This window comes from Planotetraspora thailandica, assembly GCF_016863335.1.
GTDB classification, from domain to species: domain Bacteria; phylum Actinomycetota; class Actinomycetes; order Streptosporangiales; family Streptosporangiaceae; genus Planotetraspora; species Planotetraspora thailandica.
In genome coordinates, this window is record NZ_BOOR01000033.1 from 1 (window position 1) to 11953 (window position 11953).

Consider the following 11953-nt stretch of genomic DNA (forward strand, 5'->3'; position numbering starts at 1 on the left):
GCTCCTGAGGTCTCCTCCCAAGCCCTGGGCCCAGGAGACTGGCTGGTGCGGTTGGAGAAGGCCGGACACTGGCCTATCAGTTGGCTGGAGATTCACCGGGCGCGCATGCCCACCAAAGACGAGGCCGCTCTGCTGGAGATCCCGACCAGCCTCCCCGTTCTGGAGATCGTGCGTGTGGGCACGTCCGGTGGAGATGGGCAGCCGATTGAGGTGACGGAGTACATCGTGGCCAGCGACCGAGTCGAAACCGTTCACATCCTGCACCGCGACGAATCCGCACAAGCCCCGTGGCCTGACGACACCGAGACGGGCAGGTGACCGAAGATGACCATCGTCGTCGAGGCCGCAGCACGCACGCATGTCGGACTCGTGCGCAAGCGCAACGAGGACTGCCTCTACGCGGGTCGATCGCTGTTCGCGGTCGCCGATGGTCTGGGCGGCCATGTCTCAGGCGACACCGCCAGCGCCACCGTGATCGAAACCCTTGAACCGTACGATCGGCAGTTCGTTCCCGAGGACCTCCCCGACGTCTTGGGGCGGATGGTCAGCGTGGCCAACACAGCTCTACGCCGCCAAATCGAAACCGCCCCGGAACTGGCGGGCATGGCCACCACCTTGGTAGCCATGCTGCGGTCCGGAACGACGGCGGTCGTGGCGAACGTGGGCGACTCCCGCGCTTACCTACTGCGTGGTAGCCGCGACAGAGCATCCCGTCTCAACCAGATCACCGAGGATCACATCTACGGGAACCTGGTGGCTGCCGCGGGCAACGTACCGAACCTGCCCGCACGCCTGTCCCGCTTCCTCGACGGTCGAATTGATGGTCGATCCCCCGACCTGACCGCCTGCGACCTCCGCCCCGAGGACCGTTTCCTGTTGTGTTCGGATGGACTGAGCGCGGTTGTGCCCATTGAACTCATCCACGAGGCCATGAGAGCACCTACCGGTCCGGAAGAAACGGCTGATCGCCTCATCACTCTCGCCAACGATCGTGGGGGCCCGGACAACATCAGCGTGATCGTCATCGACGTACGAGCCAAGCCGATCTAGTCCTCGTGTCCCGCTCCGGGGACGCCATGCAGGCGTGAAATCGGATAGGCAGCGCCCGTACGTTGTCCGATGCCGATCGGGCCTCGATACGCGATCACCTGAAGCACCTGATGGCTGCAGGCGCTGTAGTGTTCGGAGGCGCCGATGAAGGAGACAGATGGCCTTCGATCCGCAGCTCAACCCGGCGGACGCTACCGCTGAGCTACCGTTCGCCCGCATCAGGTACAGAACCGCGTGTCTGCTCTTTTGCGGATCCGAGGTGGCGCTCATTCGTCGGCCCCGCCCTAGCGGTGATCACTACTCGATTCCCGGCGGGAACGTTGGCCATGGGGAGAACATCCATGACGCTCTCCAGCGGGAACTGGCCGAGGAACTGCACCTCGACCTTGATGACGCGGATGGCCTGCACCTCGCCTGGCTTCAGGACCAGATGGTCCACAGACCGGGGAACACCGCGGCCCCTCGCAAACTCCACCTGGTCTTCCGAGCGTTCATCAGTGAAGCGGTCCGGGGAGGCCTGGCCACCGTCGAACAAGATGACATCGAGGACGGCGACATCATCTGGCTCCACTACCGGGAACTCGCCGGCATCCACCTGTATCCCGATGTCGGTGTGAAGGCCGCGTCCCTTGCTTCGCCCCGGGCTGTCATTTTCGCGGCAGACGTCCTGCTTCCACCCCTCAACGACGACACGTTTCAGTGGAAGTAAGCCCAGAGACGTGCTGTAGCCCATCTGGGTTGCGGTGCACGACAGCCACGGTGCAGGGGCATCGACAAGGGGGTTGAGGAGTACGGCGCGGACCGGCTCCTTGGCGAGTTAGCCGACGAGGTGAAAGAGCGGCGGTATCGCCCCTGCCGGTGATTCCTGCGTGTGAAGCTCCGGGCCGCGAACCGCTGTCAAGCGCAGGCTGACTGCCGACCAACCGCCACAGTCCCCCACCAGTGGGAACGCTGGTGGCTGCAGGTCGTCCGCAAGGCGATCGCCGCTGACAACCTCGTCCACCACGGCCGACCTTGCCCATCCGGCGATGACCACACCCGTCTCGTGCACACAACACGCGCACGCAGGCTCCATGCCCGTCAACGCAACCCAGCACAGCAATCCCGCTCGCCCTCGCGGCTTGCTTGAGCCGGATGCCCGGAAACGGGCACGTCCGGTTCTGAGGGGGCCGTGGCGCAGCAATGCGCTCCGGCTACCCGGCGGATGGACGGGCGCAGCGCCCGACTACCGCTTACCGCTGATAACGGCGATCCGATGGCGGTTCAGGGCATCGGCGCTGACCACAACCTGAAATCAACCCTCAGCCGAACCACTCAGCCGACCAATCGAAGCTTGCGAAAGATCGAGGTTAAGGATGCCCTTTATATGAAAAGGTCGGGCACGAGATGGCCGAAATGAGCAATGAGCGAATGAAGGGAGTAAAGTTGCTCAGATGCGCCGTGGGGGAATTCCGACTGAATGTGCGGTCGTGAGGGGTGTGACGGCTTGTACTTGGGGCGTATAGAGGCTGCCGGGTTTCGATCGTTGCGCAGTGCAGAGCTTGACCTCCGGCCCGCTGTGACCGTCCTGGTGGGGGAGAACAACGGCGGCAAGAGCAACACGATCGATGTGCTGCGGCTGCTCACCGAACCACTCGAAGACGGACGGCCCCGGCGCTGGTGGACGTCGCGGGATGCGGCCGATGACCATGACGACCAGGTGAAGCTCACCGCTACCTACCGCGCCTTGACACCGGCGGAGGCCGGAACTTACCTTCAAGCACGCGTTCCCAGTCCCTTCGGGCCAGCAGATGAGTCGTGCGCACGATACGCCGTTGCCTACACCCCTCCCCCACCCGGATCTCGGTCAGGCCGTACGACATGGTCGGCCGGAGGTAAGGACGGCGATCCGGAACCGGAAGTGCGCCGGGGCATTCGGCACGTGTACCTGCCTCCGCTACGCGATGCCCAGCAGGAGCTCGCGTCGGGCTCGGGCCAGAGTCTGAGGCTGATTTTGGCCGCCACCCTCGGCGGAGACCCTGAGAAGATCGAGAAGTTCGAGATCGATTACCTCCAGTCCCTGCGCGAATTCGAGAAGCAGCAGGACGCAATTGCTGATGCCGAGAAGCGCATCAACCGCCCGCTTCAGCAGCTCACCGAAGGAGCACGGGCGCAGGGTATGAAGCTGCGGTTCGCCGAGCCGAAGCTGGAGGCGATCGCGCGAGCGTTGCGCGCCCGGATGAGCGACGCGGGCATGGCCCCGGAGGACGTCGCCAGATCCGGGCTCGGCTACGCCAACCTGCTCTACATCGCGACGGTGCTGACTGAGCTAGAGGCGGCGAAAGAGGCTGATCTGACCCTGCTCCTGGTGGAGGAGCCGGAGGCGCACCTTCATCCTCAGCTGCAGACGCTGCTGCTCAGGCTGCTCTACGACCGCGCGTATGCCTCTGCCAAGGGGCCGGAAGACCCAGGACAGCCGAGCGGAAGGATCCAGGTCGTCATCACGACGCATTCCCCCGTTCTGGCCTCAGTCGCACCAGTGGATGATCTGGTGATCCTTCGTGTCCACGAGACCGAAGTGGCTGCCGGGTCAGCGGACACCGGCACCCGTCGGCGGGAGACCGCCATCGTGCCCGTCTCCCGATTGGGGCTTTCGTCCTCCGAGTCCGCGAAGCTGAGCAGGTACCTCGACGTCACCAAGAGCACCATGTTGTTCGGCGACAGGGTGATTCTCGTGGAGGGCATCGCCGAAGCTCTCCTGCTGCCACCGTTCGCTGGCCGCGTGGTCGACGATTTGGGCCAGCGTCTTGTCGACCTCGACGAGGCCCAGGTTACGTCCCTGACCAGCGCCGCCACGTCCCGCTTTCGCGGAACCCCGATCGTGACCGTCGACGGAGTCGACTTCAAGCCGTTCCTGAAGATCCTTCTAGCTGGTCCCGACGGTCACCGCGTGGCCGACAAAGTGCTCGTGATCACTGACCAGGACCCCACGCGCCGACCTCGCGACGAAGACGATCCGGAGGAGACCAGAACCGGCTACAACCGCAAGGAGAGTTTGCTGCGGTACCTGAAAACTGATCTCAAGGTCCCTGACCGGCACTTCAAAATCGTCGAAGCCGTTCCCACCCTCGAGCCCCAGCTCTTCAGTGAGACTAACGCTCCGCTGCTCCGAGAGATCTTCCTCGGAATCAGGAAGCAATCCGGGAAGGTGTGGGACGACACCATCACGAGCCTTCCACCCGACGAGAGACCTGAAGAGTTCAACAAACTGTTCGCCCCGTATGCGAAGGGCGGCAAGAACCTGGCGAAGGGCGAATACAGCTATCGCCTGAGCGCGCGCCTCGCCGATCCGTCAGCACGCTTCGAGGTGCCGCCTTATCTGAGCGAAGGCCTGATCTGGCTCATGGACATCGATGGGCAGGTACGTGTATGACGTCCGCTCATCCCGTACTTAGTGACGAGCAGAAGGCTGCCGTCCAGGCCGAGGCCCCGTTCTTCCTGTATGCCTGCCCCGGCGCGGGCAAGACCCGAGTACTCGTGGCTCGCCACATGCGCACACCCGCAGGCTTTCAGCGTCGCGGACGAGCGTTGATCTCTTTCACCAACCGGGCGGCCGACGAGATCAAGGACCGCTGCGAGCGGCGTGAACTCCTGGCTCCCCCGCATTTCGTGGGCACGCTCGACGTGTTTCTCTGGCGCTTCTTGGTCCGGCCTTTCCTGCCCTGCGGCGACGATGAATGGCGGCGCCTCAACGACTGGTCCGAACTCGCCAGCCCTCCCAAGGTCTATCAGCGAGCCAGCCTAGGGGCATACGACTTCAGGTACGATCCAGCGACTCGTGGTGTGCGCGCATCCCTCCCCGACGCGGCACGACTCCTGAAGAACAGCCCGTACTCGCCAGACGCACACTGCATCGAGGCCGAGCGAGTGCGTCAACTGATGGTCGACAAGTACCGGGTGGTGACTGGGCTTGAGGTGCGTCTCATGGCGCTGGCCAACTCCAACGACGCGGCCGTCTCCGAGCTGCTGCGGAGCAGGTTTCACGAGATCGCCATCGACGAAGCCCAGGACTGTGATCAACTCGAACTCGAAATCCTCGGCAACCTGCATGACTACGGCGTCCCTCTCGTCGTCGTCGCGGACTCGCACCAGAGCATCTATGAGTACAAGGGCTGCGAGCCGGCTGACTTCGACGCCTTCACGCGGAAGTTTCCCGAGCCCCTGACTCTCACCGGCAACTTCCGCTCCAGCGGAGCGATCTGCCAGGCCGCTTCGACGATGCGGCGCCCGGATACACCGGCAGATCGCCCTCTAGGACCTTGGAGCGACGACCGTCACCCGGTGTTGCTCATTCCCTTCTCCAGCAGACAGGCCGACAAGCGTGCGACCGAGATCGGCGGTGCTGCCGACGCCCTATCGGTATTCCTGCAGCACGCCGGTCAGCTTCAGCCCCCCGCTGTCAGCAGTCTGTCCCTTGCCTATGTCGGTAAGGATGTTGCCCGCCACGGACGCCCCGCACCCCAGATTTCGAAGTCGAAAAGCTCCGGCATCCGCCTCGCATGGGCATGCGCGACGTTCCGCGAGCCAAGCGGGGACGCGCGTCAACTCGACGTCGCCGTCCGGATCGCTCTCCATTTGCTGTGCCAGCAGTGGTTTCCCGACGAGGCAGGGACCCTTGAAACCGTCCTGGGCAATCACGACATGCGCTTGCCCGATGCTCGCCGGCACGCCACGACCTTGCTATGCCAGCTCCCCGCCATCGACGACCGAATGGCCGCTGACTGGCTTCGTGAAGCCAAGAAGCTGATGAGCGAGTTGCCTCGGCCTACCGGCTCAGCCGCCGGCCAACCCTCTCAGCTCAAGCTCAAGTCCGATGAGCACCAGCAGCCCATCCGCGACCTCATCGACCCGCCTGCCGCTCTCGTCGAGGAGGACACGTCAGCTGTGGATGTGATCGCGTCGACCGTGCACAAGGCGAAGGGAGCAGAAGCCGACGCGGTCCTCATTACCCTTCCTGCGCCGAAAGCCGTCAACGAACTGATCGAGGCTTGGTCGGCCACGAGTACGTCGGAAACCCTCAGGACCTATTACGTGGCCTTCACTCGTGCCCGCCGTCTCGTGGGCTTCACCTACCCCTACGGATCCCATCAGAGCTTCACCGCACACCTTTCCAGCCTAGAAATACCATTCACCGAGTTGGGACTCACCGACCCGCTCGCGTCCCAGCCCAAGCGTGGACAGCGTCTGCTGGATCACGGACAGCAAGAGATCTTCTAGCGCGGAGGACTGCGTGACAGGTTGATCACGAAGGGCGCGTCTTCGGGAATAACGACAGCGAGGCCCCGTAGCACAGGCGACGTCAGCACCGCGCTCGGCCGTACGGCTGAGGTGGGGGAATTGCCGGTAATGGACAAACGACACACGACGGTGATCGTCCACATGGCCTGATCAGCGGACGTCACACCGTGTTGATCGGGCAAGGCGTGTGCACGGGAGGGCCGCGGCGGCCGCGATTGCGCACGCGATCAACCTTGAAGACGAGGAGTGGGATGCGACTTGTGCGAGCGCTCGGCTGCTAGCCGGTGCACGTGCGCCTGGATGCGCGCGCGTTCCTCGGGGAAGACGCTCTCCCATTCGTCGCTGAGCCCAAACCACCGCGGCGGCTGACCGCTCTCCCCCCTCAGTGGGACATTTCGGTCCATGATGGCGGCGTATGACAGGCCCAGCGTCTGCGCCCAATCGGAGCGGTAGGAGCGGATGGATACCGCCGCCGGGATGGGAAGCAGTTCGGCCCGCAGCCCGGTTTCTTCGACGAGTTCACGGCCTGCGGCGGCCCGCGGCGTCTCACCTGGCTCGACCTTGCCGCCAGGGGGTACCCATCCGCGCCAGCGATGCCTGACAAGCAGGACATTGCTGAAGTCGGGGTCCGTCACCCAGACCTCAGCCGCAAGGGGATCCATCGGTCCGCGACGTGCGTGCTCCAACCAGGCCCGAGCATCATCGAACTCCAGCGCAGCAAGATGAGCGTCAGCGACTGCCGCGTCCAAGGTCACATGCCTACGCACATCGTGCATAACTCGCCACTCCCTATGCCGCGGAGACACCCGCTATCGACGTCGTGGGGGATGCAGAACATCGTCATCGAGTTTTTCGGTGTTCTTTTGGACCTGATGTCTGCGCTGGCCCGCTCAGCCGAGAAGGCATGGTTGGCGTGGCCGGCAGGCCGAATCGGGCGTCGGACACGGCGGAGCGCGTAGCGGTCCAGTCCAGCCATCGTTCGGTTTTTGGTCGTTCGCGGACGATCTCACGGGTGGTTGGTGGGCGCCGTAGCTGCATTGAGTGAATTTCCGGCCACAGTTGGAGCCTCTGCTCGGAATCGGAGCTCAGAAAGATCGCCTCGCTGAGTGCCCACGACGTACGCGCTGTGGGTGCGGCGAGATCGAGGTAGGCGATCCGTAGCAGCTCTGTGTCGCCTCTACTCAGGCCGCCGCGCATGATGGCGCGGAGTGCCCCTGTTCGATCCTGCTCGGCTATGGTGCCGAGGGCCTCGGACGCGTGCAGGAGCGATCGGAGCATGGGAACCATGTGCGAGGTGTTCTGGGCGATCTCGGCGGGCTTCCTGATTGGGGAGGCGTGCTGCGGCACTGGGGTCCACAGCGGGTTGGTGTGCAGTAGACGGCCGAGGCGAACGATTACCTGTTCAAGGTGTTGTTGACGAACCGAGGAGGCGAAGCGGCCGGGGGAGAGGTGGCGGTGCCAGGCGTGACGTACGCCCTTCCATGCCGCGTGAGCCTGTTCGAATCCATCGGTCGCGTGCTGCAGGAGCATGCTGAGATCGTGTCGGCGGTCGGAGTTCAGTTCGTAGGCGCGGCGGGTGAGCTGGTTAAGGAGTCTGGCGCCGATGTGGGTGGTGATCGTGGCCGCCAGAGCCGTACGGGGCCATTCGGACGGTCCGTTCTCCAAATATTGGTAGCTCAGGGAGCGAAGAGCGTCCGTGCCGCTGATGATTCCTTGGCACAGCTCATCTGGGCTCTGCGGCAGGTGCGGGGTCGCCAGGGGCTGGGCGAGTTGATTGAGAGGTACGGCTCCCAGGGCGGCTGATCCGTCGAGTTGCGACGCCTCGATGATGGCGGGCGACGCCAGGAGGTGCGGAACGGCCTGGATGCCGAGGATGTGAATGGGACGGGTCCGCCTCAGGATCGCGGACAGCATCAAGGCGGTGTCTGCGACGTCCTTGAGTAGTTGATCACGTACGTGCTGGTCGGAGATGACGCTCGACCAGTCGGACCGGGCATGGGTCCTGCGGGGGGCGAAGTGCGTGGCGAGCAGGTCATCGGCCGCACCCCAGGCTGTCGCGGCGGCGGACAGATGCATCGGGATCGGGTGCTCATGCCGCCTGCCGGCGGATTCCACCAGGCTGAGCAGATGACTGGCATCGTGAAGTGGCCGGGCGAGTTGGGATGAGCCTCCGAAACCGCTTGCGCATCTGGCCAACGTGGCGGTGAGTGACGCGCCGGCCTGGTAGATCGCTGCCGAGTCGTGATCACGGTCTCCACTGTGAGTGTGTGCTGCGGCGATCTCCATATGGGCACGGGCGCCGTCGACGAAGTCCCCGAAGGTCGCGGTCATGATGCCAGCAGGTCCCGGAGACGTGCCGCACGCGCGGCGGCGTTCAGCAGGTTGAGCTGCGCGTCGCTGTCCGCGCCTTGTGTTGCGATGTTCAGGAGGACGTCGCAGATCAGCCCGCCCAGTTTGCTGACATCGGCAAGGTCGGGCACTGTCCCTACAGCGCGACGTCCGAGGCCGAGTTCTGGTTCGTACCACGAGCGGAGTTCGGCCAGGCCCTCCAGAGCTTCTTGATGGAGGCGAGCGTAAGAGGCGTACATGGCATGGTGGCCGCTCTCCTCGCCTTCCTGCATCGTTATGGCGATCGCTTCGAGCGCCTCGGCCGCCGCTGCGATTGCTTCCTCGGGCTCCTTGTAGCGCTGTTGGCTGAGTCGTTCGTAGGCGTAGTCGATCATCTTGCCCACTCCTTTCCTCGGCTGCGCTGCGTCGGTACGGATCTCACTGCGTTGCGAGGGGGCTTGCGTCGGAGACCACCCACCATCCCGGTGGGGCGGGCTCGACGGTGGCCAGGTGGGGTTCGAGGTGCTCGTCTTCGCTGCACTGGTAGAAAGGGCCGCGGGGGCCGAGCAGGATCGGCAGCTGGTGGTCGAGATGGTCGCGGTACCAGACGCCCATCCCGGTGCCGGCTTCCAGGCGCAATGCCTCCCAGGCGTGCCAGAGCGCGGTGAGCCGGGAGATCGCCTCCGCGTGCTTCCACCATTGGGCGCACCAGCGGAACTCGCCGCCGAGCGTCCGCCGGTACATAGGCACGAACCGATCGGTCACCCATTCTTCGACCGTCGCGTACACCGGGTCTGTCATCGTGCCGCCCCTTCCGCGATGAGCCCTTCGAGCTGGTCGCGGCAGGCCTGAATGCGGTCGGCGTCGCGGCTGCGGTACCAGGGGAGCAGCGAGATCAGGGCGGGGCGCCCGCCGGTGGCCAGCAGCAGCGCGGTTCCCGGCGGCAGGGCGCGGATGGCAGCCGGCTCCATGATGTCCTGCCGGCGCAGCGAGATCTGCTCCGATGCCCGGCCGTCCGCGTACGACACTGAGCGGACGGGCACGTCATGCTGGCCGACGAGTGTGGCGAGGTCGCGTGCGAGGCGTGGGGAGTCGACGCCGGCGCCGATGACCTTGCGGGTGGCCGCGCCCCACAGGGCGGCCATGCCCGCCTCGCCCCACACGGTCACGCCCTGCTCGTAGGACTGCAGGATCGTCACGGGGACGATGCCGCGTGAGCCGAAGTGGCTGTAGAGCTCGGGTAGGTCGGCGATGCGGCAGATGTTGGCGGCCTCGTCCAAGCAGACCACCATCGGCGGGTCGAGCCGGCCGCCGGCGCGCTCGGCTCGGCGTTCGGCGGCGCGCATCGCGGTGTCGGTGAGCGCGGCGATCAGCGGCGAGGCAGCCGATCGTGACTTGGACAGCAGGTAGAGGGCGTCGGTTCCGGCGGCGAAGGCTCTCGGGTCGAAGACCGGAAGTGTTGATGGCGTGACCCACGAGACGATGGCTTCGTCGCGCAGCGCCTTGGCCGCGGTTCTGGCTGTCTGGTAGATGCCGTCCCGTGTCTCGACCGCGCCGTTTTGCGCCCCACGCAGGGACGAGGCGAGCAGTGAGAACTCCGCGTCCTCCAGCAGCTCGGCCGGCGTCGGTACGGCCGGCGCGTCGAGCCATTTGGCGACGTCGCGCAAGGTGCGGCCGGAGTAGGCGGCGGCGAGGAACAGTGCGCAGAGCAGGTCTTGGGCGGCAGGTCCCCACAGGTCGCGCTTGGTGCCGTCGTCGACGGTGAGGACGAAGTGCCCGGCCAGGCGATGGGCCTCTTCCACAGTGGCCAGGCCCCGCAGCGGATCCCACCACCAAGACTGCGGCTGATAGGTGATGCGCTGCGGGTCGAACAGCCACACCGCGCCCTCCGCCGCGCGTAGTGCGGCGGTAGCCGCCCACAGGTCGGCCTTGTTGGAGGTGGCGATGACCGGTCCGGGCGCTGACAGCACGTACGGGATGCTCAAGCAGGTCGTCTTGCCCGAGCGGGGTGCCATGAACGCCACGATGGTGTCTTCCCAGGAGGCGTACAGCGTGGGCCCGCTGTGCATCAGGTCGCCGAGCGCCAGCCCGACGTCGCACGGCATCAGCGGCCCCTTGATATAGGGGCGCAGCTCAAGGGCCTTTCTCTCGGCTGCGTCCGGCTTCAGCGCGGCGAGCCCGGGGTTGTCCGCCAGCGCTGCCACCGGGTCCACTGGATCAGGGAGCCGGCCGACGACGAACCCCCACGCGCCCACGACGACCGTCAGCGCCCCGGTGATAAGGAGTGAGGCCACGACCACTACGGCGAGCGTGGGGGTGCCGGGCCATGCGGCAGCCGTACGGCCCTCGACCACCTCCAGCACGAAATCCGTGCCGAACTGGCCCACGTTGCCGCCGAACAGGCCGGCCGCGATCCGGGCGGCGACCCAGATCAAGCCGAAGAACGCCACGACACCCCATCCGGCCAGCAGCGCCACCCATGCCCCGGTCGCGCCGTGCGTCGTGAACCCGGGGCGCGGTCCCACGGCCCTGGTCATCGCGCGCTCCACCGGATGGCCTGGTCGGTTGCAGGAACATCCGCGTCCTGACCGACCTGTTCGGCCTGTCGCTCGTCAGAGCTGACTGACGCCGCAAAACCAGTTCGCACGCCTCCCATGCCGGCGGCGAAGATGTAATCATGACCACGGACCCGGACGAGGACCCCGAGATCAGGCGAGCCATCCAGCGCTATGTGGTCTGGGACCGTGACGAGCCCCGCTACCTCAAGCTCCTTGGCGGAAAGCTCCCGAAGCTCGACGATCGGTTCAAGATCGCCCTCGCCGATGACTCGCGTCAGATCAGCGACGGAGACCTCGACAAATTCCTGTGCAGTGACTGGCGACCTCGTCTCACCGCCGCTTGGCTGATCGGCCTCGACCGCCGCATCCGCTACCGCCAGGCCATTGGCAAGCTTCTTCTGGACAGCGAGGTCGTCTACGCGGGCCGGGGCTACTGTTTCGCCCTCGCTAACTTCGGACAACCCGAAGATGCTGAGATCCTCACCGCCTACCTCGAGCGCTACCTTCCGAGAACGGACTGCCACTACGACCAGCACTGGGCCATCGGCGCGCTCCTTCACCTTGACGACCAACTCGGCACTTACCGGGCCCACCGATTCCTCGCCACCGGCCTGTGGGAAGCGTCTGCGTTCTCCCGCCTGGACCCGGCCACTCACCACCGAGTGATGACCGAACTTTGCGATACCGCCAGCACGCTCGCTCAGGACAGGCCCGGTTCCGAAACCTTCCGTCCATGAATG

At 65.3% G+C, this 11953-nt stretch carries 11 protein-coding genes; 6 read left to right on the plus strand and 5 right to left on the minus strand.

From position 1 onward, the window contains the following. The 5 genes from Pth03_RS22120 to Pth03_RS22140 form a co-directional block, all read left to right on the plus strand. On the plus strand, nucleotides 1-318 hold a 318-nt coding region (locus Pth03_RS22120; protein ID WP_203946262.1), incomplete at its 5' end, for a UTRA domain-containing protein. Between the two features lie 6 nt (nucleotides 319-324). After that, nucleotides 325-1050: a PP2C family protein-serine/threonine phosphatase gene (locus Pth03_RS22125; RefSeq protein WP_203946263.1), complete on the plus strand. Its 726-nt coding sequence runs from the start codon at nucleotides 325-327 to the stop codon at nucleotides 1048-1050. A 157-nt stretch (nucleotides 1051-1207) separates the two neighbouring features. Then, nucleotides 1208-1759 carry an NUDIX domain-containing protein gene (locus tag Pth03_RS22130; protein ID WP_203946264.1) on the plus strand — a complete coding sequence of 184 codons (552 nt, stop codon included), beginning with the start codon at nucleotides 1208-1210 and terminating at the stop codon, nucleotides 1757-1759. An 849-nt stretch (nucleotides 1760-2608) separates the two neighbouring features. Further along, entirely contained in the window at nucleotides 2609-4462 is a 1854-nt protein-coding gene (locus tag Pth03_RS22135) for an ATP-dependent nuclease (RefSeq protein WP_239119261.1), read from the plus strand. Continuing rightward, complete coding sequence (locus Pth03_RS22140; RefSeq protein WP_203946266.1) at nucleotides 4459-6306, plus strand: UvrD-helicase domain-containing protein; 1848 nt, start codon at nucleotides 4459-4461, stop codon at nucleotides 6304-6306. Before Pth03_RS22135 ends, Pth03_RS22140 begins: the two co-directional genes overlap by 4 nt. Nucleotides 6307-6554: 248 nt before the next feature. Here the strand turns inward: Pth03_RS22140 and Pth03_RS22145 are convergent, their stop codons facing one another. From Pth03_RS22145 to Pth03_RS22165, 5 genes are all read right to left on the minus strand, one after another. Beyond that, the gene (locus Pth03_RS22145) at nucleotides 6555-7103 is read right to left on the minus strand and encodes an NUDIX domain-containing protein (protein ID WP_203946267.1); all 549 of its coding nucleotides are present in this window, start codon (nucleotides 7101-7103) and stop codon (nucleotides 6555-6557) included. A gap of 64 nt (nucleotides 7104-7167) precedes the next feature. After that, the gene (locus tag Pth03_RS22150) at nucleotides 7168-8613 is read right to left on the minus strand and encodes a hypothetical protein (RefSeq protein WP_203946268.1); all 1446 of its coding nucleotides are present in this window, start codon (nucleotides 8611-8613) and stop codon (nucleotides 7168-7170) included. A 41-nt stretch (nucleotides 8614-8654) separates the two neighbouring features. Further along, on the minus strand, nucleotides 8655-9050 hold the full coding sequence (locus Pth03_RS22155) for a hypothetical protein (protein ID WP_203946269.1): 396 nt from the start codon (nucleotides 9048-9050) through the stop codon (nucleotides 8655-8657). Between the two features lie 43 nt (nucleotides 9051-9093). Continuing rightward, nucleotides 9094-9456 (minus strand): DUF4913 domain-containing protein, encoded by a 363-nt coding sequence (locus Pth03_RS22160; RefSeq protein WP_203946270.1) that lies wholly within the window; start codon nucleotides 9454-9456, stop codon nucleotides 9094-9096. Next, nucleotides 9453-11192 carry a type IV secretory system conjugative DNA transfer family protein gene (locus tag Pth03_RS22165; RefSeq protein WP_203946271.1) on the minus strand — a complete coding sequence of 580 codons (1740 nt, stop codon included), beginning with the start codon at nucleotides 11190-11192 and terminating at the stop codon, nucleotides 9453-9455. Before Pth03_RS22165 ends, Pth03_RS22160 begins: the two co-directional genes overlap by 4 nt. A 140-nt stretch (nucleotides 11193-11332) precedes the next feature. On the opposite strand from Pth03_RS22165, the gene Pth03_RS22170 reads away from it, so the two are divergent. Then, on the plus strand, nucleotides 11333-11950 hold the full coding sequence (locus Pth03_RS22170) for a DUF6000 family protein (RefSeq protein WP_203946272.1): 618 nt from the start codon (nucleotides 11333-11335) through the stop codon (nucleotides 11948-11950). Nucleotides 11951-11953: the final 3 nt, after the last annotated feature.